Annotated in this window: 26 protein-coding genes and 1 tRNA gene; 20 read left to right on the forward strand and 7 right to left on the reverse strand. The window is 66.7% G+C overall.

Features of this window, described 5'->3' with window-relative positions; translation table 11 throughout:
- Window positions 1–17 precede the first annotated feature (17 nt).
- From TBU01S_RS00700 to TBU01S_RS00735, 8 genes are read left to right on the forward strand one after another with little or no spacing between them, the layout of a single operon-like run.
- Window positions 18–800, forward strand: coding sequence for a phage tail tube protein (locus tag TBU01S_RS00700; RefSeq protein ID WP_068634717.1), 783 nt, complete (start codon window positions 18–20; stop codon window positions 798–800).
- A 3-nt stretch (window positions 801–803) separates the two neighbouring features.
- Entirely contained in the window at window positions 804–1,388 is a 585-nt protein-coding gene (locus TBU01S_RS00705; protein WP_068634718.1) for a hypothetical protein, read from the forward strand.
- A gap of 30 nt (window positions 1,389–1,418) precedes the next feature.
- Window positions 1,419–3,731 (forward strand): tape measure protein, encoded by a 2,313-nt coding sequence (locus TBU01S_RS00710; protein ID WP_157659065.1) that lies wholly within the window; start codon window positions 1,419–1,421, stop codon window positions 3,729–3,731.
- Complete coding sequence (locus tag TBU01S_RS00715; protein ID WP_068634720.1) at window positions 3,728–4,252, forward strand: hypothetical protein; 525 nt, start codon at window positions 3,728–3,730, stop codon at window positions 4,250–4,252. The genes TBU01S_RS00710 and TBU01S_RS00715 overlap by 4 nt, the downstream gene beginning before the upstream one ends.
- 1 nt (window position 4,253) lies before the next feature.
- Window positions 4,254–6,992: a hypothetical protein gene (locus tag TBU01S_RS00720; RefSeq protein ID WP_068634721.1), complete on the forward strand. Its 2,739-nt coding sequence runs from the start codon at window positions 4,254–4,256 to the stop codon at window positions 6,990–6,992.
- The gene (locus tag TBU01S_RS00725) at window positions 6,992–7,402 is read left to right on the forward strand and encodes a hypothetical protein (RefSeq protein WP_068634722.1); all 411 of its coding nucleotides are present in this window, start codon (window positions 6,992–6,994) and stop codon (window positions 7,400–7,402) included. Before TBU01S_RS00720 ends, TBU01S_RS00725 begins: the two co-directional genes overlap by 1 nt.
- Before the next feature lie 2 nt (window positions 7,403–7,404).
- Window positions 7,405–7,716, forward strand: a complete 312-nt coding sequence (locus tag TBU01S_RS00730) for a hypothetical protein (protein ID WP_068634723.1) — start codon at window positions 7,405–7,407, stop codon at window positions 7,714–7,716.
- Window positions 7,713–9,425 (forward strand): hypothetical protein, encoded by a 1,713-nt coding sequence (locus TBU01S_RS00735; RefSeq protein ID WP_068634724.1) that lies wholly within the window; start codon window positions 7,713–7,715, stop codon window positions 9,423–9,425. The genes TBU01S_RS00730 and TBU01S_RS00735 overlap by 4 nt, the downstream gene beginning before the upstream one ends.
- Window positions 9,426–9,594: 169 nt before the next feature.
- On the opposite strand, the gene TBU01S_RS00740 is transcribed toward TBU01S_RS00735, so the two are convergent.
- Together TBU01S_RS00740 and TBU01S_RS00745 are read right to left on the reverse strand one after the other, a co-directional pair.
- Entirely contained in the window at window positions 9,595–9,903 is a 309-nt protein-coding gene (locus TBU01S_RS00740; protein WP_068634725.1) for a DnaJ family domain-containing protein, read from the reverse strand.
- A gap of 2 nt (window positions 9,904–9,905) precedes the next feature.
- Window positions 9,906–10,286 (reverse strand): DUF2237 family protein, encoded by a 381-nt coding sequence (locus tag TBU01S_RS00745; protein WP_068634726.1) that lies wholly within the window; start codon window positions 10,284–10,286, stop codon window positions 9,906–9,908.
- 194 nt (window positions 10,287–10,480) lie between these two features.
- Between TBU01S_RS00745 and TBU01S_RS00750 the strand changes: the two genes are divergently transcribed.
- From TBU01S_RS00750 to TBU01S_RS00785, 8 genes are all read left to right on the forward strand, one after another.
- Window positions 10,481–11,092 (forward strand): response regulator, encoded by a 612-nt coding sequence (locus tag TBU01S_RS00750; protein ID WP_068634727.1) that lies wholly within the window; start codon window positions 10,481–10,483, stop codon window positions 11,090–11,092.
- 25 nt (window positions 11,093–11,117) lie between these two features.
- Window positions 11,118–13,685 (forward strand): sensor histidine kinase, encoded by a 2,568-nt coding sequence (locus tag TBU01S_RS00755; protein ID WP_068634728.1) that lies wholly within the window; start codon window positions 11,118–11,120, stop codon window positions 13,683–13,685.
- A complete protein-coding gene (locus TBU01S_RS00760) occupies window positions 13,682–14,059 on the forward strand; it encodes a response regulator (RefSeq protein ID WP_068634729.1) in 378 nt (125 codons plus the stop codon). The genes TBU01S_RS00755 and TBU01S_RS00760 overlap by 4 nt, the downstream gene beginning before the upstream one ends.
- Entirely contained in the window at window positions 14,060–14,422 is a 363-nt protein-coding gene (locus TBU01S_RS00765) for an Hpt domain-containing protein (RefSeq protein ID WP_068634730.1), read from the forward strand.
- Between the two features lie 109 nt (window positions 14,423–14,531).
- Window positions 14,532–14,622 (forward strand) — tRNA-Ser (locus TBU01S_RS00770).
- A 54-nt stretch (window positions 14,623–14,676) separates the two neighbouring features.
- The gene (locus TBU01S_RS00775) at window positions 14,677–15,063 is read left to right on the forward strand and encodes an H-NS histone family protein (protein WP_068634731.1); all 387 of its coding nucleotides are present in this window, start codon (window positions 14,677–14,679) and stop codon (window positions 15,061–15,063) included.
- Between the two features lie 152 nt (window positions 15,064–15,215).
- The gene (locus TBU01S_RS00780) at window positions 15,216–16,406 is read left to right on the forward strand and encodes an MFS transporter (protein ID WP_245650803.1); all 1,191 of its coding nucleotides are present in this window, start codon (window positions 15,216–15,218) and stop codon (window positions 16,404–16,406) included.
- Window positions 16,403–16,636, forward strand: coding sequence for a hypothetical protein (locus tag TBU01S_RS00785; RefSeq protein WP_068634733.1), 234 nt, complete (start codon window positions 16,403–16,405; stop codon window positions 16,634–16,636). Before TBU01S_RS00780 ends, TBU01S_RS00785 begins: the two co-directional genes overlap by 4 nt.
- Here the strand turns inward: TBU01S_RS00785 and TBU01S_RS00790 are convergent.
- The 3 genes from TBU01S_RS00790 to TBU01S_RS00800 form a co-directional block, all read right to left on the reverse strand.
- Window positions 16,615–17,466, reverse strand: coding sequence for a UDP-2,3-diacylglucosamine diphosphatase (locus TBU01S_RS00790; RefSeq protein ID WP_068634734.1), 852 nt, complete (start codon window positions 17,464–17,466; stop codon window positions 16,615–16,617). The genes TBU01S_RS00785 and TBU01S_RS00790 overlap by 22 nt on opposite strands.
- Window positions 17,466–18,698 (reverse strand): glycosyltransferase family 4 protein, encoded by a 1,233-nt coding sequence (locus TBU01S_RS00795; protein WP_068634829.1) that lies wholly within the window; start codon window positions 18,696–18,698, stop codon window positions 17,466–17,468. Before TBU01S_RS00795 ends, TBU01S_RS00790 begins: the two co-directional genes overlap by 1 nt.
- Before the next feature lie 97 nt (window positions 18,699–18,795).
- Entirely contained in the window at window positions 18,796–20,514 is a 1,719-nt protein-coding gene (locus tag TBU01S_RS00800; RefSeq protein WP_245650805.1) for a L,D-transpeptidase family protein, read from the reverse strand.
- Window positions 20,515–20,553: 39 nt separating this feature from the next.
- Between TBU01S_RS00800 and mepK the strand changes: the two genes are divergently transcribed.
- Window positions 20,554–21,117: a peptidoglycan L,D-endopeptidase MepK gene (mepK, locus tag TBU01S_RS00805; RefSeq protein WP_068634735.1), complete on the forward strand. Its 564-nt coding sequence runs from the start codon at window positions 20,554–20,556 to the stop codon at window positions 21,115–21,117.
- An 81-nt stretch (window positions 21,118–21,198) separates the two neighbouring features.
- Here the strand turns inward: mepK and TBU01S_RS00810 are convergent, their stop codons facing one another.
- The gene (locus tag TBU01S_RS00810; RefSeq protein WP_068634736.1) at window positions 21,199–21,567 is read right to left on the reverse strand and encodes a diacylglycerol kinase; all 369 of its coding nucleotides are present in this window, start codon (window positions 21,565–21,567) and stop codon (window positions 21,199–21,201) included.
- 72 nt (window positions 21,568–21,639) lie between these two features.
- Complete coding sequence (locus TBU01S_RS00815; RefSeq protein ID WP_245650806.1) at window positions 21,640–22,785, reverse strand: PQQ-dependent sugar dehydrogenase; 1,146 nt, start codon at window positions 22,783–22,785, stop codon at window positions 21,640–21,642.
- A gap of 68 nt (window positions 22,786–22,853) precedes the next feature.
- Here TBU01S_RS00815 and TBU01S_RS00820 point away from each other — a divergent pair, with 68 nt between their 5' ends.
- The 3 genes from TBU01S_RS00820 (at window position 22,854) to TBU01S_RS00830 (ending at window position 25,683) form a co-directional block, all read left to right on the forward strand.
- Window positions 22,854–23,207: a VanZ family protein gene (locus TBU01S_RS00820; RefSeq protein WP_068634737.1), complete on the forward strand. Its 354-nt coding sequence runs from the start codon at window positions 22,854–22,856 to the stop codon at window positions 23,205–23,207.
- Window positions 23,208–23,311: 104 nt separating this feature from the next.
- Window positions 23,312–25,300, forward strand: coding sequence for a peptidase U32 family protein (locus TBU01S_RS00825; protein ID WP_068634738.1), 1,989 nt, complete (start codon window positions 23,312–23,314; stop codon window positions 25,298–25,300).
- Window positions 25,300–25,683, forward strand: coding sequence for a thioredoxin family protein (locus TBU01S_RS00830; RefSeq protein ID WP_068634739.1), 384 nt, complete (start codon window positions 25,300–25,302; stop codon window positions 25,681–25,683). The genes TBU01S_RS00825 and TBU01S_RS00830 overlap by 1 nt, the downstream gene beginning before the upstream one ends.
- Window positions 25,684–25,724 lie beyond the last annotated feature (41 nt).

A 25,724-nucleotide genomic window follows, 5' to 3' on the forward strand; every position in this document is an offset into this window, starting at 1 on the left:
ACCCTGGAGTAAGCAAAATGGATGTTCTCGAGTATTTCTCCGGCCAGGCGAAAATCTTCGCCGGCCAGCGGCGCAGCAACGGCCTGCCGGGCCAGATGCGATGGGTCGGCGACGCGCTGATGGAGTTCGGCTTCACGCCCAACGAGACCAAGTTCAAAGAGAATTGGACCGGCCAGCGCGGCGACGGCCTGGTGCTGCCGGGCGACACCGAGGCGAACCTGACGATCACGTTCCTGCAGTTCAACAACGAGAATTTCGCCTTGGCTTCGCGCGGCGAGGAAGTCACGCAGTCGGTGACGGCGGTTACGGATCTCGTTGTTGCCGAGACGTTGCCGGCCGTTGGCGACATTCTGTCGCTGCAGCATTTCAACGTGTCGTCCGTCACGCTGGAAGACTCGACGACGCCGTCGGCCAAGACGCTGACGCCGGACGTCAACTACCGGCTGAACCCCAAAACGGGCAGCGCGGAGATCCTCGACGTAACGACGGGCGGGCCGTTTGTGGCGCCGATCACGGCCGACCTGACGCCCGGCGCGGCCAGCTTCATCCGCATGATGAGCGGCACGGCGCGCGAGTACTGGATCCGAATGGAAGGCGTTAATACCGTGCCCGGCGCCACATTCAAGAATTTCGTCGCCGAGTTCTACCGCTGGTCGCCCCCGCCGTCCGAGTCGTTCTCGCTGATCCACGACGGCCAGAGCCGGCTGGAATCGCCCATCGCCGGCGCAGTGCTGGCGGACACGACCAAGGCGGCGGATGGCCCGTTCGGCTATTACGGCCGTCTCGTGATGCTGCCGTAAGCCATGACGCACGACCCCGTAGCCGCACAGCTCGACGCGCTGTTCGCCGCCCCGGTGCATGTCACCGTGGGCGGCCGGTGCGTTGCGGTGCGCGGCGTGTGGCTGGGCGAGCTGGCTGAGTTCCTGCGGCTGTATCAGTCCAACCCGGGCGACAACGCCGACCAGGTCGAGCCCGAGGATGCGCGGGTCTGGATGGGCAGCGTCACCGCGATGCTCGCCCGCCTGTGCGGCGAGCGGGCGGAGTGGATCGACACCCTGCCCGAGGCTGACCTGGACGCGTTGTTCGGCGCAATGTGGGAGGCCAACCGCATTCTGTTCGACGCTCGCGGCCGCAGCGGCCCGCGCAGCGGCGAAAAGATCAGCTGGGCCACGGCCGCGGCGGTGCTGGTTGAGGCCGGCCACCGCCCCGCCGACATCGAGCGCTACACCCTGGTGCAGGTCGAGCACTACATGGCCGCGCATGCGCGCCTCGAGGCCGACCGCAAGATTTCCGCGCTGTCGATCGCCCGTGCGGCGCGCGCCAGCGAAAAGGGCTATCGCTCGTTCGCGCGCGCGCTGGAGTCGGCGCGCACAAAGCTGGGGAGGTAAGCCGTGGCGGACAGGTCGCTGGACTTTTCGATGCGGGTGTCGGCGGACACGCGCGAAGGGCGTGCCGCGCTGGCTGCGCTCAGGCAGAGCCTGAGGGAGGTTGGCGCAGGCAGTGGCACAACGCTCGATCCTTTCACCGCATCGGTGGCGCGCGCCACGGGCGGCATTCGTGATCTGAACACGAGCCTCGGGCCGCTGAAATCTGCGCTGGCTGGCGTGACTGCGGCGATCAGCGTCGGCAAAATCCTGTCGATGGCCGAGGAGTACCAGCAGTACACGGCCCGCCTGCGCCTGGCGACGCAATACACAGGCGCCTTCGTCGAGATGCAGGCCGCGCTGCGCGACGTGGCGCGCGATACGCGGGCGCCGATCGCGGAAACGGTGGATCTGTACACCAAGCTGGCGCCGGCGCTGACGGGGATGGGGCGCACCGGCCAGGCGGCGGCGGACATCATCGGCACGGTGAACAAGGCGATCGCGCTGTCGGGGGCGTCGGCGGGTGCATCCCAGGCGTCGCTTGTCCAGTTCGGGCAAGCGTTGGGTTCGGGCGTGCTGCGCGGGGATGAACTGAATTCGATTCTGGAGCAGACGCCAGCGCTGGCCGACGCGATTGCCGAAGGCCTGGGCCGCACGCGCGGCGAGTTGCGCAAGATGGGCCAGGACGGTCAGCTGACGGCCGAGGTTGTGGTTGCCGCGCTCGAAAAGGTCAAGGACCGCGTCGACAGGGACTTTGCGACTACGGCGAAAACCAGAAGCCAGGCGATGAATCAGCTACGCAATGAAGTTGTCGAGCTGATCGGTGGCATGGATCGCGCGTTCGGTGCGACCAAGGTTGTCGTCAACGGCCTGGTGCTGATCGCCGACAACATCGAGGCCGTGGTCCAGTACGGCGTGCCGTTGCTTGTCGCCGCGCTAGTGCCGATGATCTATCGGCTTGGGCTGACAGCAGCGGCAGCAACGCGGGCGGCGATCGCGCTAGCAGTATTCAATCCGGCTGGGATCGCCATCGGCGTCGCAGCCGCTGCGGGGGCGTACTACGCGCTCAACAAGGCGTTGGAAGAGGTTGCCGAAAACCAGGGCAAGCTCAACGCCGAAGAGCAGGCGGCCAAGGTCAAGCAGGACGCCAATGCCCGGCTCAAGCTCGAAGAAGACCTCACCGCTGCTACCGTGCGGCTGCACAAGCTGCGCGCCGTTGCTGCAGGTAAGGCCAATGCGTCGATCCTGCTGACGACGAAAGAGGCTATCGAGAAAGGCGCCGAGATCCAGCGCAAGGCCATCGAAGCCCAGATCAAGGGCTATGAGTCGCTGGGCGACACACTCAACAAAGTGTGGGGCGATGCCATCGAAAAGGCCCGCTCGCTGCGCGCCGAAGCGGTCAAACTGCAGCAGGACGCCGCTGCCGCGCGCACCGCCGGCGCCGACAAGGCGCAGGACCGCCGCATGCGCGGCTGGACCGACGAGGAAAAGGACAGCTACGCCCGCCGCCAGGCGCGCGACCTGCGCGACCAGGCGAGCCGCAGCGCGACGTTTGCCCAGAATGCCGCGCTGCGCGGTGACCTGGAGCGCGCTGCCCAGCTTGCGGCCGAGGCGGCGAAGTACGCCGAGCGCGCCGAGAAGTACGGCGACATGATCCAGGACGATGATGTCGCCGCGAACCTGTTCGAGGAGCTGGGCCGCATCCGCGAAGACGCGCTGAAGGCGCAGTCGCAGATCAAGCAAGCCGAAGCGAAGGCGCAAGAAGACCTTGCCGCCGCAGTCACCGAGCAGATCGCGCAGAACGAAGAACGTCTGAAGGCGTTGCGCGCCGAGCTGGAAAAGCCCGCGACGCTCCAAGCCGACATCACTCAGGCCGAGGCGCAGATCAAGCAGCTGCAGGCCCAGCTCGACGCGCTGAAAGACAAGACGATCACCGTGACGGTGAACACCGTCAGCACCGCGCCCGCAGACACGCGCGGCATGTCGCGCGAAGAGCTGATCGAAGCGATTCCGGGCCGCGCCTACGGTGGCCCGCTGCCCGGCCGTGCCCCGCACGACCGCGCCGACAACGTGCTCTACCGCGGCACCCCCGGCGAATGGGTCATCCAGCGCCCGGCCGTGCGTTACTGGGGCGCCAGCTTTTTGCGGGCGATCAACGAAATGCGCATGCCGCGCTTCGCCTACGGCGGCGAGATCGGCGCCGAGCAGCGCGCACCACTGGCTGCGGCCGGCAGCAGCGAGAGCCGCACGCCCGTCGTGCTGCAATGGCCCGACGGCAGCCGCTCGCCGCTGTCGGCACGTGACGACGTGGCCGATGAGATCGTGCGCGTCTTTCAACGTGCCGCGCTGCAGCGGGGGCGCCGATGAGCCGCCGTCAGCCGGACCTGACCATCAACGGCCTGCGCCTGCCGCTGCGCATCGGCGGAGAGATCCAGCAGAGCTACGAGGACATCGGCGGTTTCACCCTGCTGCGCCTGGGCGCCGGCGCGGCCGTGCCGCAGCAGAGCTGGCGCAAGCTGCGCACCACGCTGTCCGCACAGGGCATCGCCCCGCCCGGCCTGGCTGCCGTCGACTGGACGCAGCCGGTAACGCTCGGCTGCATCGCCGCGCGCTCGATCCAGTCTGCGAGCAACATCATCAACATCCCAGCCGGCCGCCGCACCGATGCGCCGCCCTACGGCTGGGCCGTGATGCCGGACGGCCTGCTGCGGCCCACGGCCGTGGCTGTGGCCGGTAACGTCGCCACGCTGACGGCCATCGCTGGCGCGGCAGGTTACCAGGTGCTGTGGTATCCGCTGCTCAGTGTGTATGCCATCGCTGGCGTGCAGGCGAGCTATGACGCGGCCGGGGCGGTGGCGGGCTGGGAACTGGTGGCCGAGGAGGTATAGCGTGGCCGGATCGATATCGTTTTCTGTTCTGCCGGCCTGGCGGGATGATGTCATCGTCACCATCACCAAGGTGGAGGCGCGCATCGGCGGCGCATGGGTCGATTACACGGGCGCGAGCGTCACAGAGGGCGGCGAGAGCAATTTCGCGTCGTATGCGCCAGGCGTTGGGTATGTGAGCGCGCCGGGTGAATGGTGGTGCAATGTCCATCTTGATGCGCTGCCGCCGGCGACGCCCCTGCCGACGCAGATTCGCATCACTGTTCGCGTGTCGGAGGCCGTGTCGTCGGCCGAGGTGTACGCAAACATTTATGGCGAAGAGGGTGCGGCGGGGGGTGGTACAGAGCTCGATCTGGACACATCGCCCGCAGTCGTCACGTTCGATGTTGAGCGCGACTTTGTTGGCGCCCCGTGGCAACCCTCCGTCGAGTTGCCAATCGAGGTGACGGTGACGCGGCCGGTCATGGATTTTGTCCAGATTCATGCCATCGTGCCCGCCGGGTCGATCATCGTCACAAAGATCGAAACCGAGCAAGCAGGGGAGTGGACGGACAGAACCGGCGAACCTGTCGTGCCCGCGCCCTGGCTTGGGGGGCTGGTCGAATACGGCCCCGATGGCTACGTTTTCGGCGACGGTACCATTTCCGGCGTCCCTGGGATTACCACGCTGTCCCCCTCGCATATCACGGGGTTGCGGGTAACGTGGTATCGCCCCGGCCCAGGCGTGACTATCGGGTTCGGCGTCGTTGCACGCAGCGGCGCGCATTACAGTGTCGGCCTCGTAGAAGAGTTCGTGAGCAGCGCAGGGAGTAGCGCCGCTGCGCCGATCGTCACTATGATAACCGGCCTGGATTTCACCGGGCTCGCAGTGTCGGACGACGAGCCGATCGATGGCTATATCGCGCTACCCGTATCTGTGTCGGTGTCTGCGCCGCTGGCGTCACGTGTCGAGTTGCCCATCCGGCTGCAGGTGGCCGCGCCGGCGCTGATCGAGCTGCCCGTCCAGCTGCAGGTGGCCGCGCACATTGCTCCACCGGGGGCAGCGCCCTGGCCTGCCGCGCCCGGCGGCGCCTGGCGGGCTGTAGTGGTTCTGGGCAGCGCGGACATCAGCGCGCAGCTGTCGGGCCGGGTCAGTGTGTCGCATGGCGACAATCAGGCTGCGATCGCGGAGTTTTCCATGCTGCCCACCGCGGCGCCCGACCTCGATCTGCTGGTCGGTCGGCCGGTGCGCATTGCGTTCGCTGCTCAAGCCAATCCTGTGGCGCACACGATCTACACCGGCGTGGTCGACGTGGCAGCGATCGACATCAACACGGGCATCGTCACGTGCCGATGCCACGATCAGTTGCAAGAGCGGGCATCAAACCTGTCGCGCGCCTGGATCGATGCTGAGGTCGGCGGCAGCTGGCACGTGGCGATCGACGGCGAGCCGGAAAACAGCCGGGACTACCTGGAGCAATGCATCCAGAGCGTGCCTGCATCGTACGCGATCGACCCGCTCGGCACGTTTCGTGTGCTGCCGTGGCGCGGTGCAGGACTGCGCCATGAGATGATCGCAGCCGCCGACTGCGTCGACGGCTCGTTGTCGCTCGACATGCCGCGCCGTGGCGAAATGGTGACGCGCGTCGAGGTCCGCAGCGAGTACCGCTACGAACGCCTGCGGGCACGTGGCGCGCTGGCGCAGTACCAGCAGCCGATCGCGTTCTACCAGCCGCTGATCTCGCCGAGTGGGGCAATGGTGCGGTCGGGCAAGCAAATGCTGATGACGGCAATGGTACAGGGCGCGACCGATTCGATCGGTGGATGGATTCTCACGGGGCGGGAGATCGATCATCCGCCCGCCCGGAACTGGAACTTGGGGACCGGGCTGGACCCGTACAACTGGTTCATCACTGCGGCCGCGGCGCCGTCGTTCGCGCTGGGGTTCCGTGCGTGGTTCGCGACACGCTGGACTCAGACGGTAACGGAGGACTACACGCTGACGGTCGTATGCACCGCGCTCGAGGACCGTCTGGGCATCCCTGTATCTGAGCAGATTGGCGCTTCGCTGCAAGCCGAGTTCGACGGCGCCAATTGGTCGAGCGATGCGAGCATCACGCCGCTGGCCATTACCGACAGAACCCGTTTCGTCGGCGATCGAATCACAGCCCACCAGCCCGCCGGCGCCGCTCCGGCAGATCGCGATGCGCTGCTACGCGCACTGCTCGACCGCGCCCGGACACGCATCCATGCGAGCACGCGCACGGGGCGCGCGGCGTTTGAGCTGCCGTTGCGGCCGGATATGTGGCTCGACTGGCATGTCACGCTGGAGTCGTCGCGCGTCCGGGTTGCCGGAAAGGTCGCAAAAGTCTCGCACGAGATGGACATCGGCAGCGGCGCGGCGATCACCTCGGCCGAGCTTGTGTTCGGGCTGCCGGGGAATGCCGATGCGGAGCGTGTGCCGTGGGTTCTGCCGGCGACCCCGCACGATTCCTACTCCCCGCCTGCGAGCGCGTTTTCGTGCGAAATCGGTACGTTCGTCGGCGGTGGTGTGTCGTCAGCGCCATGGGACGACAGCGCGATGATCGGATTCTCGACGAACTATCAGCAAAGTGGCGAAGAGAGCGATGCGTACGAGTTCTACCCGCATCAACTGCGCGTACAGGCGCCAGCGCTGGCGGCGGAAGACCGCGACCCACGCGACTTACCCGTTGCTGCGCAGTACGAAATCGACATACCGACCGATCTACTGGAGATGATGTGATGAGTGTGAGCTGGCAGTTTTTTGCGGATGCGGGCAAGACAGTCCCGTTGGCGACCCTATCGGTTGCAGTGTCGACGTTCGGGGGGGTACAGGAGGGCGTCGTCTATTTCGGTTCAAATGCCGCCGGGCGCCAGCTCCAGGCTGCATCCGACCCGGGGTCCGATCCCATCGAGATCTGGGCGCACGACACTGATCCCGAGGCCGGGCTGACGGCTGGAGCGGTCAAGCTGGCGCTGAGCGCCGGAGGGCTCGACGGAGCATCGGCGGGCGATCCGATCACAGTGGGGACGACGATCAGTAGCACCACCGTGATTGCTGTTCACTACCGCATCACGGTGGCCGCGATGGCCGAGGCCGTCTATTCCGACGTCCAATTGCGCACTTCCAGCGTCATCGAGCTGGACGCATAGCCATGGCGGCTGCACCGAACTCTAGTGCGCTCGAAAAGGCGTTGCAGCGGCTTCTTGAACGTGAGCCGGGCTGGAAGCACTTTGTCCGGCCCGAGGCCAAGGGCGCACGCCCCGCGGCTGTGGGCACCGGGGTGCCAGCGGATGGTGGGGCGCAAGGCGGCGGCGTATTTGATGAGGCTGACGCTGCGTTGCGCACGTACTATCCCGCTCGGACGCTGACCAGCACAGATGGCCTGTTTACGTTCCGAATCGAGCCAATCAAATCGCTACGGCTCACGTCTGGGCACAATGCCACGTTCAAGGATCCGGCATGAGTCTCGATCGGAACGCTCCCTATAATCAACTGCTTGGCAGGATTGTTCGCTTCGGCGATACAGCGCACGGGTTGTATCGCGAGAGCACGGGCAAGATCGAGACGCCATCTGGCGTCGAAATTGCCTGCCCTGGCGTGCGGCCGGTTGCGGGGGATAGTTTCGTTGTGCGCGTGCCTGGCATGCCCTCTATCGATCGTTCGGCCGACGAGGTGGCCGCCGACGCTGCGGCCGGCCGGGAGTGGATCAATTACGGCATCATCGCGGGCATCAATCATCGGCTGTACGGAGTTCCGCTCGACACGGTTCAACGGGAGGGGGGCTGGATTTACGTCGCGGACGACGGTAGCCGCTGGCTCTGCCGGTTGGTTTTTCTCGTGAACGGCGATCTACGGCTGACGTTTCGCGAATTTGGTGTGGTGCGCGATGCAGCCACACCGTCACCCGTCACTCAGACGGTAGTCATCCCCCCCGCGCAACATGGGTTCGGTGTGCATGCCCAGTCGTATATACAGCGGGTCATCTTCGGTGCAACCCTCACTGACACGTCAAGCGCGGTTGTGATCGATGCGATCGCCAGCAGAGGACAACGTGTTGCGCTGCGTGGTCTGTCGTTGCTCTTCGAGGGGGGCTTGCCGCGTCTCAACAACGCGCAGGCCTTTATGCCCCTGTATACAAACTCCAGCGGACCCGCCGTCAACAACATTGCCGAGATTTCGATCAGCGGTGTTCCGCCCGCGGCGGTCTGCGTGACCACGCTCAAGCTGCCTCCACTTTTCGTCGGTAGTGATGAGCGGCTGGTTTCAGACGTGCGGCACTACATTGGAGTGATCAAGTATTTAGGAGAGGTCAGCGGGTTCTCATCGGCTGAGGTGGTTAGTGGGACGTTCGAGTTTGACGGGCGGACTGCAGAAGCGCTGTTTCGCGAGCTGCATCCGCCAATCGATCATGTTCGCGATTCGGAACTTCTGTTGACGGCAGCAGTGGACGGTGAGGGCGAGTTGTCTGTGCGGCGGCTCGCTGGCTGCTACTACGACGACGATGATTTGCTGCAGCTCGCGACTCTCGACGTAACCATAGCAGTCTCGACCACCGTCGCGCTGGACGCAGACGTTGAAGTCGCCGAGGGGGCCTTGGTCAAGAAGGACGCCTGGTGTAACGTCAATACAGAGATGGTGGCGACCGCGAGAATGAATTTTGCGCCGGATGTGGTCTGGTCCAGTACGGCCAACATGGTAACGGTTGAGGGGCCGACTGGGCGGCAGGTTGAGATAGCGTGGTCTGGTGATGGCGGTAGCTGGACAGGATCGGTCGCTTCTTCAACGAAGATATTTACCTCGCGATCTCATAGCAGAATCAATTCCACCCACGCCTCGCGCTACACGAGCGACGGGGTGCCGATAGGCGTGCTGCAGTGGTCCGGCGGAGGGGTAGATTCGTGCATGATCGAAATGAGCGGGAGCGGCAACACCCCCGATGATCAGCGCGTCTCGTTCGACGTTATCCGTCTGAGCAATCGGACATGGGGGGTACGGGCACTGGGTGGGATTGGTGCCGAGACCTATGATCGGATCATCAGCCTGATCTCCCCCGGCGACCATGTGAGATTCAGTCCGACCGCGCCCCCGGCTGTCGCCGATCTATGCGCGTCAGCGCATCCGGTCACGGGGGAGATTGCGTACAGCCTGGACGGTTACGTCTGCTGGGTGTAGCGCCCTCGGGCAGCTGCTACGTTGCTTTTGTCTGGCGCAATTCCTTTGCGCACCGCTCAAGCGATCGATTTGCCATTTATCGCGCAAAACGATGCCATTTATCGCGCCGCGCTACAGCAGGCGGCGAGGCAGACGGCGGGACGGGCGGCGCCGTCGCTGGTGCCGCCGTTCAGCGCTTCGTTTCCGCCATCTGCAGGATCAGCAGCGCCAGCCGCCTGCGCAAGGCGGTGCGCCGCGCCCCTTCCGCCAGCCCCGCGATCTCGCTGCGCAGCCGGGCGATCTCCTTGCGCAGGCCGATCTCCGGCGGGCAGAAGCCGGCGTTGCGCAAGATCGTGTTCGCCATGCGCTGCTCGGGCGGCACCAAGGCCTCATCGTCCGGCATGAGCGGCTTTCCCGCTCCCGGCAGGTGGTCGAAGTCGCCGCGGCGCAGGGCATCGGCGATACGCTGCTCGGCGAGCATGTCGTAGATCGACGCCAAGATCAGGGCCCTGCCGCGGCACCGTAGGCGTGGGCCTTCAAGGTGTCGAGATCGACGATCCGCAGCGCGGCTTCGTGGGTCGCCTCCAGCACCACCGGCGGTGCCACACCGGCCTGCCAGGCCTCCTTCCAGCGCAGGGCGCACAGGCACCAGCGATCTCCCGCCTTGAGTCCGGCGAAGCGATACTCGGGTCTCGGCGTGGACAAGTCGTTGCCGACGCTGCGCGAGAAACGGAGAAATTCGTCGGTGACGCGCACGCAGACGACGTGGCGGCCCAGGTCGTCCGCCCCCGTCTCGCAGCAGCCGGTACGGAAGAAGCCCGTCAGCGGGGCGTAGCTGCAGGCGAGCAAGGGCCCGCCCAATACGTTTCTCGAAGTGTTCATGCCTGTTCAGATGCTTCCATGCGGATATTCCGGCAGCAAGCATTCCTTGCTCCGGTACGCGGACAGGATAGGGTTTCCCTTCCGGAATGCGCCTGCCCGATACGCATTTTCGATTAGATTACATTCGGATTTGCGACTGCATGGCGATTGCTGTTATTTTAGCCCTTTTACGAAATCTGTCGGATTCCCTGCTCATGGCGCGCAACACTGACTCCAATCGCGAATTCATCAGTACCGCCCAAGCCGCTCGCCAGCTCGGTCTGTCGCTCGGAGCCGTTCAGCAGATGGTCGAAAGCGGTGCGCTGGCCGGCTGGAAGACGGCCGGCGGCCACCGTCGCATCCGCCAGGACTCGGTCGACGCCCTGCTCGCCCGCAGCCAGCAGGGCAGCGCGCCTGTCCGCCAGCGCAACGAAGGCAGCAAGCTCCGCGTGGTGGTGGTCGAGGACGACAGCCTGCTGCAGACGCTCTACCGCGAAACCTTCGCCAGTTGGCCGATCGAGATCGAGCTGTGCGTGCTCGACCACGGCCTCGATGCCCTGGTCGAACTCGGCCGGCAACCGCCCGACCTGCTGATCGCCGACCTGCGCATGCCGGGTCTGGACGGTTTCGAGATGATTCGCCGCCTGCGCGAGAACCCGGTCGCCAGCGAAACCGCGATCGTCGTCGTCTCCGCGTTGACCGCCGACGAGATCGAGGCCGAAGGCGGCCTGCCCGAAGACGTGACCGTCTATCGCAAGCCCGTCCCCTTCCACCAGTTGCAGGGCTACATGCAGGCCCTGGTCGCCCAGCACAAACGGATACGCTGATTCCTTCGCGTCAGCGGGTTCGCGAATGCGCATTCTGTCCCTGGTCGAGGCGCTGAGCCTGCGCGCGAAGCTGATCGCGATCTTCGTCGCGATCAAGGTCGTGCCGCTGCTGCTGCTCGCACTCTTCGCCTGGGGCGCCACCAGCGATCTGGCCCGGCGCGTCACCTACCGCGTGGTATCGATGTCGGATGCGATGCGCGAAACCCAGCGCATCACCGGCAAGACGGCAATCGACGACGCCATCGAAGCGCTCGACAATCGCTCGCGCGAAGCCATCGAGGAGCTCACCACCGGCATCGCCCACGAAGTCGCGCAATTCCTTTACGACCGGGACCAGGACATTCGCCGGGCAGCCGCCATCGAACCCACGACGGCCCGCTACCGGCGCTTCATCGACAACCACCACCGCCTGCTCGAGGATCACGGCGCCTACCGGCCGAGCGATGACGGCAAGGGCTGGGTCGAAGTCGATCCCCCGGCGCCGGACACCCGGCTGGTGCGGGCGCCCCTGCCGGACAACGCGCACAACCTCCACTATCGCGCGCCCAGCACCGCTGCCAAGGTCCAGCCGCGTCCGCTGTTCCTCGAGATCACCTTCATCGGGCTCGACGGCGTCGAGCAGGTCAAGCAGTTGAGCCCGAGCGGAGCGCGCCTGCTGTCGCCCGAACTGCGCGACATCAGCCGCCCCGAGAACACTTTCGTACGCGCCGAGCGCTACTGGCCGGCGCTGAAAGCGCTCCAGCCCGGGGAAATCCACGTCTCGGACGTGATCGGCGCCCAGGTCCGGACCCAATGGATCGGCCCCTATACGCCCGAGGCCGCGCGCGGGCAGCAACGGCCCTTCACCCCCGAGCAGTCCGGCTACGCCGGCCTGGAAAACCCCGTCGGCAAACGCTTCGAAGGCCTCATCCGCTGGGCGACGCCGGTCGTGCAGCACGGCAGCATCATCGGCTACGTCACGCTCGCGCTCGACCATGCGCATCTGATGGCCTTCACCGACCACGTGCGCCCGACTGCCGCGCGGCGTGCGCCGATCGCGGACCCGGAATCGGGCAACTACGCCTTCATGTGGGATTACCTGGGACGCAACATCTCGCACGCCCGCGACTACTTCATCCACGGCGTCGACCCCGACACCGGCCAGCCGGCCCCGCCGCTGCTGGACACCGAGCTGTACGACGAATGGCAGGCCAGCGGCCTGCCCTGGCACGCATTCACGCTGCGCGTCGAACCCTATCGCGACCAGCGCCTGACGCGCGAGGCCCACCCGGCATCGGTCGCGTCCGGCTGGGTTTCGCTGGACTGCCGCTACCTCAACTTCTCACCGCAGTGCCGCGGCTGGCACGACCTGACCGAATACGGCGGCTCGGGCTCGTTCAGCATCTTCTTCAGCGGCCTGAACAAGCTCACCACAGTGGCGACGATTCCCTACTACACCGGCAATTACGGCAGGACGCCACGCGGCTTCGGCTACGTCACGATCGGCGCCAACGTCGATGAATTCCATCGCGCCGCCACCGAATCCGGGCGCCGCATCGCCGACATGATCGCGCTGGCCGACCGGAAGACCCGCGACGAACGCGACGCGCTGATCGCCGACATCCACCACAACCTGCACCAGACCACCATCGGCATCACGATGTCCACGCTGCTGATGATCGCCGCCGTGATCCTGATCGCGATCTGGATGGCCCACCTGCTGACGCGGCGCATCACCAACGTCATCGGCGGCATCTACCGCTTCCAGCACGGCGACCTCGATCACCGGCTGAAGGTCCGCGGCCAGGACGAGATGGCCCAGTTGAACCACTCCTTCAACCGCATGGCCGATGCCGTGCAGGCATCGATCGTGCACCTCGAGGACGCCCGCCGCACCGCCGAGCAGGCCAACCGCATGAAAAGCGAGTTCCTCGCCAACATGTCGCACGAGCTGCGCACGCCGCTCAACGGCATCATCGGCCTGGCCGAAGTGCTCAGCCTCGAGACCGCCGACGACAAGATGCGCGAGCATGCGGAAACCATCCGCGACAGCGGCCAGCACCTGATGGCAGTGCTCAACGACGTGCTCGACCTGGCCAAGATCGAGGCCAACCGCCTCGTGCTCGACGTGCAGCACGTCGCCATCACCCCTCTGCTGTCTACCATCGCCGCGCTGCACCGCGTCGGCACCAGCGCCAAGGGGGTCGAACTGGTCACCGAACTGCCCGACACCGCCTGTGAGGTCGACGCGGATCCGGTCCGCCTGCGCCAGATCATCGACAATCTGCTCTCCAACGCGGTGAAATTCACCCACGAAGGCCGTATCACGATCCGCGTCCGCGAACAGAATTCGCATATCATGATCACGGTCGCCGACTCGGGCATCGGCATTCCGGCAAACGAGCTGCCGCACATCTTCGAGCCCTTCTACCAGGCGGAGAACTTCCTGACGCGGCGCCATCGCGGCACCGGCCTGGGCCTGTCCCTGGCGCGCCAGATGACGGAAATGATGGGCGGCAGGCTCGACGTCGAATCCACACCGGGCGCCGGCTCGGCGTTTACCGTGACCCTGCCCCGTAAAGCCGCATCGAGCGAGGCACGCAACGCATCATGAACATCTCGACACAGCTTGCTTTCGTCACCGACGACAACGACATCAACCTCAAGGTCGCCAGCGCCCTGCTCAACCGGCTCGGCTGGACGGTCGAAACCTTCGACAGCGCGCCCGCCATGCTGGCACGGCTGGAAGAGGTCCAACCCGCGGCGATACTGCTCGACATCTCGATGCCGAACATGGGCGGCGAAACCGCATGCGCACTGATCCGCGCCCGGCCGGAATGGCAGGGCATCCGCATCATCGCCTACACCGCGCACGCCATGACCGAAGATGCCGAGCGCTTTCTGAGCAGCGGTTTCGATGCCACGCTGATCAAGCCGATCAGCATGGCATCGCTGACGCAGGCGGTCGGCAGCCCGGAGCGGGGCTGAATGCACCCCTCTCCATACACCCACTTCGACCCCCAGGCCCTGCTCGCCGACCTGTTCGGCAATCGCGAGATCGTCCGCACGGTGCTCGGCGCCTTCGGCGACTGGCGCAGCACCGCCGAGGGCGAACTCCGCGCCGCGGCCGACGCCGGCAGCGCGCCGCAGCTCGCGCGCATCACCCATGCGCTGCGCGGCACGCTGGCGCAGATCCACGCCACTGCGGGGGCGGACATGGCCAGCGCGCTCGAACAGCGCTGCAAGTCCCCGGCGCCCGGTTTCGTGCCCGGGCCGTCCGACATCGACGCACTGCTGCATGAACTCGGCGCCGTCGCCGGAGAAGTCGCCGACTATCTCGAACGCAACTGAGCCGCGGATTCGCCTGCCTCCCGGGACGGCAGCGTCACGCGAAAATCCGGAGGTTCGTCAAAATCTTCTTCCCGATTCCCGTTCGGGCGACTATAATCGCCGGCTTCCCGGACAGGTGGATGAGTGGTTTAAGTCGCACGCCTGGAAAGCGTGTTCAGGGTAATACCCTGACGCGGGTTCGAATCCCGCCCTGTCCGCCAGAATCATCGAAAAGGCCCTGCTCCCTCCTGGGGTCTTTTTTGCATCGGCCCCGTATGCCTTTCAGCCTGAGCAAGCACTCCCTCCCGGAACTGGAGACGCTGCTTGCCGAGATCAAGCAGGAAATTGCAGTGCGCGAAAGCGCGGCCCAGACGCCCGCCATACCGCCTGCAGTCGAAGCCGTGACCGAGGCAGCCCCCTCCCCGACGGATGAAACGCCTCCGCAGCCGGAACAGGCCGTGGTGAGCGGAAGCACGCCCGTGATCCGCTACGTGCATCCGGCCAGCCGCACGCTGACCTGGAGCGGCGAAGGCCCGACGCCCGACTGGGTCACCGCCTACCTGGCGCACGGCGGCTCCTGGAGCGCGATGGAAAACGCCGCGGAAAAGCTCGCCGCCAGCCATCGGCCGGTGAGATCGCTGTTCCCGACGCGCAGCCAGTGACGTAGATGGAGCGACACGCGCGGACCCGCTTGCGGAGCCGTCGTATCATTGCGCAGTCGCCCTCCACGGTTTCTCCATCGACTGCGCACATGGCCGTTCCGACTTCCCCCCCAGCAGCGCCAGCAAGCCGCACATCGCCATTGCAGGCCCTGGTGCCGCTTCTGCTGCTGTTCGGCCTGATGCTGCCGGTCACCGGCATGGTACCGGTGCTGTCCTCGTTCACCGCCCAGCGCTTCGACGGCCTGGGGCAGTTCGGCAGCCATTTCTTCATGTCGATCAACATGATCGGCGCCCTCATCGGCGCCCCGGTCGCCGGCCTGCTGTCCGACCGGCTGGGCAAGCGCAAGAAGCTGGCGGTAACCGCACTGATCCTGAACGGGCTCACGCTGCTCGGCATCGCCCTCGCCTATCGCCAGTTCGACAGCTACGCCCTGCTGCTTGGCCTCCGCCTGCTCGAAGGTTTCGCTCACATGTCGGCGCTGTCGCTGCTGATGGCGCTGGGTTCGGACCAGGTCGGGCGCGGCGGACTGGGTGGCCGCATGGGCGCGATCGGCGCCTCGATCAGCCTGGGCGTGGCCACCGGTGCGCCGCTCGGCGGCGTGGTCGGCGGCATCGACCCGCTATGGGTGCCGCTGGGCGGCGGGCTGCTGTCGCTGGCGTTGGCGGTGGTCGGCGCCATCGGCCTGCGCGACGCCACGACGGCGCGGCCGCGCATGGCGATCGGCGAAATCCTCGACACGCTGCGCACCCGCCGCGCGCTCGCGGTACCGCTCGCCTTCTCCTTCGCCGACCGGCTGACCGTGGGTTTCATCGTCTCCACGCTGTCGCTCTACTTCGGCCTCACGCTAGGCTTCGATGCCCGCGCCATCGGCATGGCGATGGCCGCTTTCCTGGTTCCCTTCTCGCTGCTGACCTGGCCTGCCGGCCACCTGTCGCGGCGCTGGGACCCGTTCTCGATGATGGTCGCCGGCAGCATCCTGTATGGCGTGTTCCTCGGCGCGCTGGCTTTCGTGCCCGCGGCCTGGATCATCGGCACCATGGCCGCCGGCGGCGTGATCGCGGCGCTGATGTACGCCCCCTCGCTGGTGCTGGCCGCGCACTACGGCGGCGAAGACTGCCGTGCCAGCGCGCTGGCTGCGTTCAACATGGCCGGTTCGCTCGGTTTTGCCGCCGGGCCGCTGATCAGCAGTCTGCTGCTGGCCTTCTACAGCAGCTTCAGCGCCAGCCCGCATGCACCGGTGTTCGTCAGCATCGGCGCCATCGAGGTCGCGCTGGCGCTCGGCGTCTACGCCCTCCATCGCCGCGACACGCTCGGCACCCGCTCGTCCCTGGAGCTTCGATGAAGTTTTCCCGCCTCTGGCAGCCGCGCAATCCGGCGTTCTGGATGATGCTGGTGCTCAATGTGCTGTCGTCGGTCCTGGCCTGGGTGCTGCGCAGCTATCCGCTGGTGCCGCTGGCGATGGCCGTGGTCGCGGGTTTCGCACTGATGAATGCCTGGCTCGGCCTGCGCCTGGCCATCGGCCTGATGCGCGAAGACAGCCCGCCGGGCGATCAGACGTCCGGCGTCAGATAGATCCGCTCGACGTCCAGCGGCGAGCGCGCCTTGCCCGCGGGCGCCACCGGAAGCGGGCGCGCCTCGGCTTCGCCGACAGGCAGCGGCGCCGCGGCCTCCATGCCCCAGTGCAGGACCTCGATGCGGCCGTCGTAGTGCTCGACGACGGCGCTGCAGGTATCGACCCAATCGCCGCAGTTCAGGTAGCGCACCTTGCCGATACGGCGGTCCGACGCCGAATGGATGTGGCCGCAGATCACCCCGTCCACACCGCGCTGCTGCGCGGCATGCGCCACCGCGTCCTCGAAGTCGAAGATGAAGCTGACCGCGCGCTTGATCTTCTGCTTGGCATAGCCCGCCAGCGACCAGTAGCCGGGAACGTGCAGGAAGCGGCGCACGCGCGACAGCACGATGTTCAGCCGCACGAGCGTGTTGTAGGCCACGTCGCCCAGCACCGCGACCCAGCGGTGATGGCGCGTGACCTGGTCGTATTCATCGCCGTGGATCAGCCAGTAGCGCCGGCCGTCGATGGTCTCGTGGACCCATTCGCGTTCGATGCGGATGTTGCCGAAGGCGGCGCCGACATATTCGCGCAGAGTCTCGTCGTGGTTGCCGGGAATGAAGAACACCTTGCCGCCCTGGCGCGCGCGGCGCAGCACCTTCTGCACCACGGTGTTGTGCGCCGGCGCCCACTGCACGCTGCGGCTCATCGCCCAGAAGTCGATGATGTCGCCGAGCAGGTAGAGGTACTCCGACTCGTACTCCTTCAGGAAGGCATGCAGGCGCTCGGCCTGGCTTGCCCGGGTGCCGAGGTGGACATCGGAAATGAAGATCGTGCGAACGGCCGGCATCAGCTTTCCCCTCCCTGGATACGTAACGAGACTCGACCGTCATGGGCAAGGGCCTTGCCCCGCCAGGCACTCAGGAGGGCTTCGGCGAAATGGTCGCAGACCCGCTCCCAATCGATGCCTTCCGCGGTGCGCCGCGCCTCGCGGCCGATGTCGGCACGCAGCCCGTCCGCACAGGCCAGCTGGACGGCGCGCTGGATGAAGCCTTTCTCGTCGCCACGGCGCACGATCGCACCGTTGTGCAGGTCGCGGATCACCTCGGCGGCGGCGGCATAGTCGTAGGCCACGGTGCACAGCCCGCTCGCCATGCCTTCGAGCGTGACGTTGCCGAAGGTCTCGGTCAGGCTGGGAAACAGGAACAGATCGGCCGATGCGTAATGGGCTGCCAGATCCTCGCCATGCCGCATGCCGGCAAGCACGGCATGCGGACATTCGCGGGCGATGGCGTCACGCATCGGCCCGTCACCGACGATGACCATCCGCGCGTCCGGGCGATGCTCACGGATGGCAGCGAAGGCGCGCAGGGTGAGCCCGAGGTTCTTCTCCGGCGCCAGCCGTCCGACGCTGACGACCGCGATCCCGCCCGGCGCCACCTCCCACTGCCGGCGCAGCGCCTCGCTGCGGCGTGCAGGGGAATACTGCACCGTATCCACCCCGCGCGAGACCACCTCGACCCGCTCGTAGCCCTGGGCGGCCAGCGATCCCGCCAGTTCGGAGGTCGGCACGAAGGTGGCGGCCGTGCGGTTGTGGAAGCGGCGCAGGTAGGCGGCGACCGGCTGGCTCAGCCAACCCACGCCGTAGTGCGTGCTGTAGTGCTCGAAACGGGTATGGAAGTCCGACGTGACCGGCAGGTGCAGCTTGCGCGCGGCCGATACCGCGGTCCAGCCGAGCGGCCCCTCGGTCGCCACATGGACCAGGTCGGGCCGCTGCCGCGTCCACGTGCGCACCAGGCTGGACTTGGCCGGCAGACCGAACTTCAACCCGTCGTAGCGCGGCAGCTTGATCCCGCGCGACAACACTTCCTCCAGCGCGCCGCCATGGGTGGCGACATCCCCGATGGCCTGTTTCGGGCGGATGAGCTGGATGCTGTGGCCCCGCCGGATCAGGCCGTCGACCATGCGCTTGAGCGTCATCGCCACGCCGTTGACTTCCGGCGGCCAGGTCTCGGTCACCAGTGCGATGCGCAGGCGGGAATCACGGCAGAGCTCTTCGGTCGTGAATTCGATCGCTTTCATGCACCGCAGCATAGGCGGCGAAAAAGACGACTACGTTACGCCCTCATGTACAGGGCATGACAAGATGGCCTGCGCCCGCAGCATGATCCGCTTCGCTTCAGCGGACGGTGCCTCGCAGCGCCGCCAGCACCGCCGCATCGCGGGCGTAGATGTCGGGCCGGAACTGCATCTGCCCGTCGTCGTCCAGGCCCGTGGTGGCGTAATGCAGCAATACCGGCAGCTTGCGCCTCACCGTCACCGTGCGCGTCTTGCCGGTGGTCAGTGCCTCCTCAAGCGCCTCCGGACTCCAGCGCTGCGCATCGTCCAGCAGCAAGGTCGCCAGTTCGAGCGGCTTCTCGACCCGCACACAGCCCGAGCTGAGCGCGCGCGTATCACGCCTGAACAGCGCGCGCGCATTGGTGTCGTGCAGATAGATGAGATAGGGATTGGCAAGCGCGAACTTGATGCGGCCGAGCGAGCCGTCCGCGCCCGGGTTCTGCTCCACCAGGTAAGGAAAGCCGTGCCTGCGCGCGGCCTCCCAGTCGATCAGTTGCGGATCGAGCTCTTCCCCGGCGTGATCGACCACCCGCATGCGGCGCTTGGCGAGGTAGTCCGGATCGCGGATCACGCCAGGGATCAGGTCTTCGCGCAGGATCGTCGGCGGCACCACCCACTTCGGGTTCAGCACCAGATACTGCACGCTGTCGAGCAGCGCAGGCGTCTCGCGCGCGGGCCTGCCGACGATCACCCGCGACGACCAGGCAAGCTGTCCGCCGCGCTGGAGACGAGCCTGGTAGCCGGTCAGGTCCACCAGCAGGTGGTCGCCTTGCATGTCCTGCGCCACCCAGCGCAGCCGTTCGAGATTGACGCGGATCTGCGCCACGCGCTGCGCCGGCCCCAGGTTCAGCGCCTCCACCGTCTGACGGCCGATCGCTGCATCCGCCGCCAGGCCGGCGCGCTGCTGGAAGCGCTTCACCGCCGCGGCCAGCGCCGGGTCGAAAAATGGGGCGTCCGCACTCCAGGCCAGTTCGGTCTCGCCTTCGGCCACCAGGCGCGTGCGTACTTCGACCACGCGTGCAGCGCGCTCGCCCGGACGCAGCGTCGGGCCTGCCGACACTTTTGGCCAGTCACCCGTTTCCGCCGTGATGCTGCGGTATTGCTTCAAGGCAAGCTGCAGTTGCCGGTACAGCTCGAGGTCAGGCGCCTGCGCCAGCACCGCCGCCGCCAGCCCGGACCGCTCCGTTCCCTCTGCCCTCCCGCTTCGCGGCGTGTCGAGCAACTGCGCGAGGCGTTCAGCCTGCTCCCCGAGCGGCGCCGGCCGGGAAAAATTCCAGTCCCGATACAGGCTGCGCGGATCGACCTTGCCGTGGCGCAACTGTCGCAGCAGGCGTGCAAGCGTGTCGGTGAACAGCAGTTCGCGCTCCGCCACGCTGTCGGGCGGCAGTTCCTGCGCCGGCCGCAGCGCTTCGGTACGCAGCATGTCCGGCGCAAAATCCGCCGGATCGAGGCCATGCTCGTCGACCGCCTCCACCGCCTCGACCAGCCCCTGCAGCAGTTCCGGCCGTGTCCATGCGGGCAGGAAGCCACGCTGGCGGTAGAACAGCAAGGTAACGTCGTCGGCCGCACGCATCGACATCGCCAGACGGTTTTCGATCAGGCCCGGCAGGTCTGCGGCGCCAGGCTCCAGGCCGCCATCGGCGCTGTCCTCCACCACGCGCTCGTCCACCGGCCCGGTGCCGAGCGCCTGCGCCGGCTGCGGACAGGCCATGGCCAGCACCAGTGCGGTGCCGGCCGAGGCGAATGATTTGCGCCAATCGATCAGGAGTTCAGGTAGCATGCCGCCTTCGAGTCTGTTTGTGCCGGTTGAAGAATATCCATGGTCTCGACTTCCCACCATCATGCCTGCGCGCATCGCCGCCTGTTCCTGAAAGGGCTTTCCACGCTGCCGCTGGCCTTGCCCTTCGCATCCGCCCATGCCGCCACGGACCGCCATCTGGCCTTCCGCCACACGCACACCGACGAACGGCTCGAAGCCCTGTACCGCAACCGCAATGGCTACGTCGAACCCGCACTGCGGAGCCTGAACCGGCTGTTCCGCGATTTCCGCACCGGTGAAATCGCCCGCATCGACCCCCGACTCTACGACATCCTCCACACGCTGAGTGTGACGTGTGGCGGGGGTACCTTCGAAATCATCTCGGGGTACCGCTCGCCCAAGACCAACAACATGCTGCGCCGCACCGGCGGCGGTGGCGTCGCCAAGCGCAGCCTGCACATGGACGGCAAGGCGGTCGACGTCCGCCTGGTCGGCTGCGACACCGCACGCCTGCGCGACGCCGCCCTGGCGCTGGGAGCCGGTGGCGTGGGCTATTACCCGGATTCGGACTTCGTCCATATCGACACCGGGCCGGTCCGCAGTTGGGGCCCGAAAACCGCCTGAACCCCCAGCCAGGCCCACAAGACCCAAGCTGACGGGCAAAGGGCGAGCCCGCAAGCGCGCGGCCCGGACACCCCCGGGCATTCAGCCCAGCAGCACCAGCCCCCACACCACCGCGACGTTGATCAGGGCGACCATGACCGCGGCGCTGCCGACGTCCTTGGCGCGCTTGGCCAGCGGGTGACGTTCCAACGACACGCGGTCCACCGTCGCCTCGACGGCGGAATTCATCAGCTCCACGATCAGCACCAACAGCACGCTGCCGATCATCAGGACGCGCTCGACCGCGTTTTCCCCCAGCCACAGCGCCAGCGGAACCATCAGCAGCGTCAGCAGCGCCTCCTGGCGAAAGGCATCCTCGTGGCGCCAGGCTGCCCCCAGCCCATCCAGTGAATAGTGAAAGGCGTTCCATACCCTGCGCAGGCCGGTCTTGCCTTTGAACGGGCTTTCCATCGATCGCTTCCGGATTGAAGTGGTGTGGTTTGAAGAGCGCGCGATCATTACACAAAAACGCACGAAAAGCGCTCAGGCGGGGTCCAGGCGCAACACCCGCCCATCGCTTTCGTCCAGCAGCCACAGATGGCCATCCGGCCCCTGGCGCACGTCGCGGATGCGCCTGCCGATGTCCAGCCGTTCCTCATGCACCACCTTGCCGTCCTCCAGCACCAGGCGCGCCAGCAACTGGAACTTCAGCGCGCCGACGAACACGTTGCCTTTCCACTGCGGGAACACGTCGCCGGTGTAGAAAGCCATGCCCGACGGCGCGATCGACGGCGTCCATTGCTTGATCGGCGGCTCGACGTCGGCACGTTCCGTGCCTTCGCCGATACGAGTACCGACCACGTATTCGCGCCCGAAGGTGATCACCGGCCAGCCGTAGTTGCGGCCCGGCAGCACCCGGTTCAACTCGTCGCCTCCCTGCGGGCCATGCTCGTGCGCCCACAGCTCGCCGGTCAGCGGATGGAGCGCCGCGCCCTGCACGTTGCGGTGGCCCCAGGACCAGATCTCGGGCTGCGCTTTCGCTGCGCCCTCCGCCTGGCGCGCGAACGGATTGTCGCCGGGCACGCCGCCATCCAGATCGATACGCACGATCTTGCCGAGGTGGCTGTCCAGCGCCTGGGCACGGTCGCGCGAATGGAAACGGTCGCCGAGCGTGACGAACAGCCGGCCTTCGCGGTCGAACACCAGCCGCGAACCCCAGTGATGGTTGCCCGAAGGGTCTTCGTTCTGGGCGAAGATCACTTTCACGTCGTCCAGCTTCAACGCCTCGGCATCCAGCCGCGCCCGCGCGACGGCGGTGCGTGCACCGGCAGCGGTCGGCTGCGCGAACGAAAACACGATCGTCCGGTCTGTTGCAAAATCCGGACTCAAGGCCACGTCCAGCAGGCCGCCCTGTCCGCGCGCATGCACTTCGGGCACGCCCGCCAGCGGTTCCGAGACCGTACCATCCGCGCCCACCAGCCGCATGCGGCCGGGCCGCTCGGTCAGCAGCAGGCGACCGTCGGGCAGGAAGGCCATGGACCACGGCGTATCCAGGCCGCGCGCCACTTCGACCAGCCTGACCTGGCCGGACTCGGTACGCAGCACGGCATCGGCCGCAAGCACTGGCCCGCAGACGAACACACCGGCGGCAAGCACGGCCGCCGACACCAGACCGCGAAATCCTTTCATCGCCCTCATTCCTTCAGCCTCCCCTCATTCCATTCGATACCGGCCCACACCATTTCGTCCGACTGCCCATGACCTCATCCGTTCGCACGATCTTCCGCCTCGCCTTCGTCGCCGCACTCATCGCCGTGCTCTATCTCGCCCTGATGCCGGCACCCGACATCGTGCAGATCGTGTCCTCGCAGGACAAGATCGAACATGCAGCGCTGTTCGCCGCACTCGCGCTGCTGGCGGTGGCGGGCTGGCCGGATCACCCGCTGCGCATCGCCATCGGCCTGCTGCTCTACGGTGCGGCGATGGAAATCGCCCAGGGCCAGACCGGCTACCGGACCGCCGACCCGTGGGACTGGGTCGCCGACGCCATCGGCCTGCTCGTGCTGATCCCGGTCGTGCTGTCCAGACGCCGCACCGCCGGGCAGGCCTGAATGCATTCCGCAACGGCCTGCTGCTCGTCAGCACACTGGCCTGTTGCTATCATCGCGGCCTTTCCAATCAGGCGTTTGCGTACCGAACGCCGACGAAGCGCACCATGAGCCCTCGCCACACCCTCGAACTCCTCGCCCCGGCCAAGACCGCCGATTTCGGCATCGAGGCCATCAACCACGGTGCGGACGCGGTGTACATCGGCGGCCCCGCCTTCGGCGCCCGTTCGGCGGCCGACAACAGCGTCGAGGACATCGCACGGCTGGCGGCGCATGCCCACCGCTACCATGCCGAAGTCTTCGTCGCCACCAACACCATCCTGTTCGACCACGAACTGGAACCGGCACGCAAGCTGATCCGGCAGTTGTACGACGCCGGCGTGGACGCGCTGATCGTGCAGGACATGGGCCTGCTCGAACTCGACCTGCCGCCGATCCAGCTCCACGCCAGCACGCAGACCGACATCCGCGACGCCAGCAAGGCGCGCTTCCTGCAGGACGTGGGCTTCTCGCAGATCGTGCTGGCACGCGAACTGTCGCTGGCCGAGGTGCGCAAGATCGCCGCCGCCACCTCCTGTCAGCTCGAATACTTCGTGCACGGCGCGCTGTGCGTGGCCTTCTCCGGCCAGTGCTACATCAGCCACGCCCACACCGGCCGCAGCGCCAACCGCGGCGAATGCTCGCAGGCCTGTCGCCTGCCCTACGACCTCAAGGACAAGGACGGCAACACCATCGCCAACCAGCAGCACATGCTGTCGATGAAGGACAACAACCAGAGCGCCAACCTGCGCGCGCTGGCGGCGGCCGGCATCAGTTCGTTCAAGATCGAAGGCCGCTACAAGGATCTGTCCTACGTCAAGAACATCACCGCCCACTACCGCACGCTGCTCGACGAGATCATCGAGCATCCCGATGCGGACGGCCCCGTTTATCGGCGTGCCTCCAGCGGGCGCACCACCTTCCTGTTCACGCCGCAGGCCGACAAGACCTTCAACCGCGGCTACACCGACTACTTCGCCAACGAACGCCGGCACGGCATCGAGGCCTTCGAGTCGCCCAAATTCGTCGGCGAACCGATCGGCCGGGTGACGAAGATCGATACCAAGGGCCGCAAATTCTTCGACATCGAGCGCAGCGCGCCCATCCACAATGCCGACGGCCTGACCTGGTACGGCCCGAAGGGTGAGCTGGCCGGCCTGCGGGTCAATCGCTCGCAGCCCGATGGTGGTGGCGCAGGCATCGACCGCATCTTCCCGGCCGACGCCCTGCCGCCCGAGCTGGTGCCCGGCACTTCGGTGTTCCGCAACCACGACCACGAATTCGAGCGCGCGCTGGAGAAGAAATCCGCCGAGCGCCGCATCCGCGTCGATGCGCATTTCGCCGCCACCGATGACGGCTTCGCGCTGACGCTCACCGACGAGGACGGCGTCAGCGCCACCGCCACGCTCGCCGCCGCCTTCGAGCCGGCGCAGAACGCCGAACGCGCCCGGACCACGCTGCGCGAGCACGTCGGCAAGCTCGGCAACACCCTGTTCGTGCTCGACGAGCTGACGCTGGCGCTGCCGGCGATGCCCTTCCTGCCCGCCGGCCAGCTCAACGCGCTGCGCCGCGATGCCGTCGAACGGCTGGAAGCAGCGCGGCTCGCCGCCCATCCTCGCCCGCCGCGCGCCGCGCCGATCGAGCCGCCGGTACCCTATCCGCAGGACGCGCTGAGCTATCTCGCCAACGTCCTCAACGACAGGGCGCGCGCATTCTACGCCCGCCACGGCGTCAAGCTCATCGACGCCGCCTTCGAGGAAAACCAGCGCACCGACGAAGTCTCGCTGATGATCACCAAGCACTGCCTGCGCTACAGCTTCAACCTGTGCCCGAAGGAAGTGAAAGGCATCCGCCCCGAGCCGATGCAGTTGGTCAACGGCAACGAGACGCTGACGCTGCGCTTTGACTGCAAGCGCTGCGAAATGCACGTGGTCGGCGCGATGAAGCCGCACATCGCCAAAATGCGCGACAGCGTGGTGGCGCAAAAGGTGAGCTTCTTCCCGAACAGGCCGGCAGCCGCTCGAGCCAAACACGGGGCCGCGCAAGCGAATCCCTGATGTCCGCGCTACTTCCGCTCAAGACCCTCCTCAGCCACCCCCGCCTCGCCGACGGCCCGCTGGTCGTCATCGCACTGTGCGCGGAGTGGTGCGGCACCTGCCGCGAATTCCAGCCGGCGCTGGAGCGCATCGCCGCCGCCCATCCGGACATGCTGACGGCGTGGGCGGACATCGAGGACGATGCCGAGATCGTCGGCGACATCGACCTCGACAGCTTCCCCACGCTGGCCATCTTCAGGCATGGCGAGCCGCTGCATTTCGGCCCTTCGCTGCCGCTGGAGGCGGTGCTGACACGCCTGATCGAACGCATCGTGCTCGATGGCGGGACGCCGCAGCACATCCCCGCCGAAGTCGCCGCGCTGGGGCGATGGCTGGCGGGCTGAGGCCCCGCCGCCACTGAAAGCACAGACCGCACAGTCCTTCG

The organism is Thauera butanivorans NBRC 103042, from assembly GCF_001591165.1.
Lineage (GTDB): Bacteria > Pseudomonadota > Gammaproteobacteria > Burkholderiales > Rhodocyclaceae > Thauera > Thauera butanivorans.

What these genes read in the sequence shown, in the direction of transcription:
- TBU01S_RS00795 (WP_068634829.1), bottom strand. Translation starts at nt 18,698, where the DNA reads ATGAAAGCGATCGAATTCACGACCGAAGAGCTCTGCCGTGATTCCCGC.
- TBU01S_RS00750 (WP_068634727.1), top strand. Translation starts at nt 10,481, where the DNA reads ATGGCGCGCAACACTGACTCCAATCGCGAATTCATCAGTACCGCCCAA.
- TBU01S_RS00825 (WP_068634738.1), top strand. Translation starts at nt 23,312, where the DNA reads ATGAGCCCTCGCCACACCCTCGAACTCCTCGCCCCGGCCAAGACCGCC.
- TBU01S_RS00755 (WP_068634728.1), top strand. Translation starts at nt 11,118, where the DNA reads ATGCGCATTCTGTCCCTGGTCGAGGCGCTGAGCCTGCGCGCGAAGCTG.
- TBU01S_RS00785 (WP_068634733.1), top strand. Translation starts at nt 16,403, where the DNA reads ATGAAGTTTTCCCGCCTCTGGCAGCCGCGCAATCCGGCGTTCTGGATG.
- TBU01S_RS00765 (WP_068634730.1), top strand. Translation starts at nt 14,060, where the DNA reads ATGCACCCCTCTCCATACACCCACTTCGACCCCCAGGCCCTGCTCGCC.
- TBU01S_RS00810 (WP_068634736.1), bottom strand. Translation starts at nt 21,567, where the DNA reads ATGGAAAGCCCGTTCAAAGGCAAGACCGGCCTGCGCAGGGTATGGAAC.
- TBU01S_RS00775 (WP_068634731.1), top strand. Translation starts at nt 14,677, where the DNA reads ATGCCTTTCAGCCTGAGCAAGCACTCCCTCCCGGAACTGGAGACGCTG.
- mepK (WP_068634735.1), top strand. Translation starts at nt 20,554, where the DNA reads ATGGTCTCGACTTCCCACCATCATGCCTGCGCGCATCGCCGCCTGTTC.
- TBU01S_RS00760 (WP_068634729.1), top strand. Translation starts at nt 13,682, where the DNA reads ATGAACATCTCGACACAGCTTGCTTTCGTCACCGACGACAACGACATC.
- TBU01S_RS00715 (WP_068634720.1), top strand. Translation starts at nt 3,728, where the DNA reads ATGAGCCGCCGTCAGCCGGACCTGACCATCAACGGCCTGCGCCTGCCG.
- TBU01S_RS00705 (WP_068634718.1), top strand. Translation starts at nt 804, where the DNA reads ATGACGCACGACCCCGTAGCCGCACAGCTCGACGCGCTGTTCGCCGCC.
- TBU01S_RS00710 (WP_157659065.1), top strand. Translation starts at nt 1,419, where the DNA reads ATGCGGGTGTCGGCGGACACGCGCGAAGGGCGTGCCGCGCTGGCTGCG.
- TBU01S_RS00830 (WP_068634739.1), top strand. Translation starts at nt 25,300, where the DNA reads ATGTCCGCGCTACTTCCGCTCAAGACCCTCCTCAGCCACCCCCGCCTC.
- TBU01S_RS00790 (WP_068634734.1), bottom strand. Translation starts at nt 17,466, where the DNA reads ATGCCGGCCGTTCGCACGATCTTCATTTCCGATGTCCACCTCGGCACC.
- TBU01S_RS00735 (WP_068634724.1), top strand. Translation starts at nt 7,713, where the DNA reads ATGAGTCTCGATCGGAACGCTCCCTATAATCAACTGCTTGGCAGGATT.
- TBU01S_RS00700 (WP_068634717.1), top strand. Translation starts at nt 18, where the DNA reads ATGGATGTTCTCGAGTATTTCTCCGGCCAGGCGAAAATCTTCGCCGGC.
- TBU01S_RS00800 (WP_245650805.1), bottom strand. Translation starts at nt 20,514, where the DNA reads ATGCTACCTGAACTCCTGATCGATTGGCGCAAATCATTCGCCTCGGCC.
- TBU01S_RS00730 (WP_068634723.1), top strand. Translation starts at nt 7,405, where the DNA reads ATGGCGGCTGCACCGAACTCTAGTGCGCTCGAAAAGGCGTTGCAGCGG.
- TBU01S_RS00745 (WP_068634726.1), bottom strand. Translation starts at nt 10,286, where the DNA reads ATGAACACTTCGAGAAACGTATTGGGCGGGCCCTTGCTCGCCTGCAGC.
- TBU01S_RS00815 (WP_245650806.1), bottom strand. Translation starts at nt 22,785, where the DNA reads ATGAAAGGATTTCGCGGTCTGGTGTCGGCGGCCGTGCTTGCCGCCGGT.
- TBU01S_RS00820 (WP_068634737.1), top strand. Translation starts at nt 22,854, where the DNA reads ATGACCTCATCCGTTCGCACGATCTTCCGCCTCGCCTTCGTCGCCGCA.
- TBU01S_RS00725 (WP_068634722.1), top strand. Translation starts at nt 6,992, where the DNA reads ATGAGTGTGAGCTGGCAGTTTTTTGCGGATGCGGGCAAGACAGTCCCG.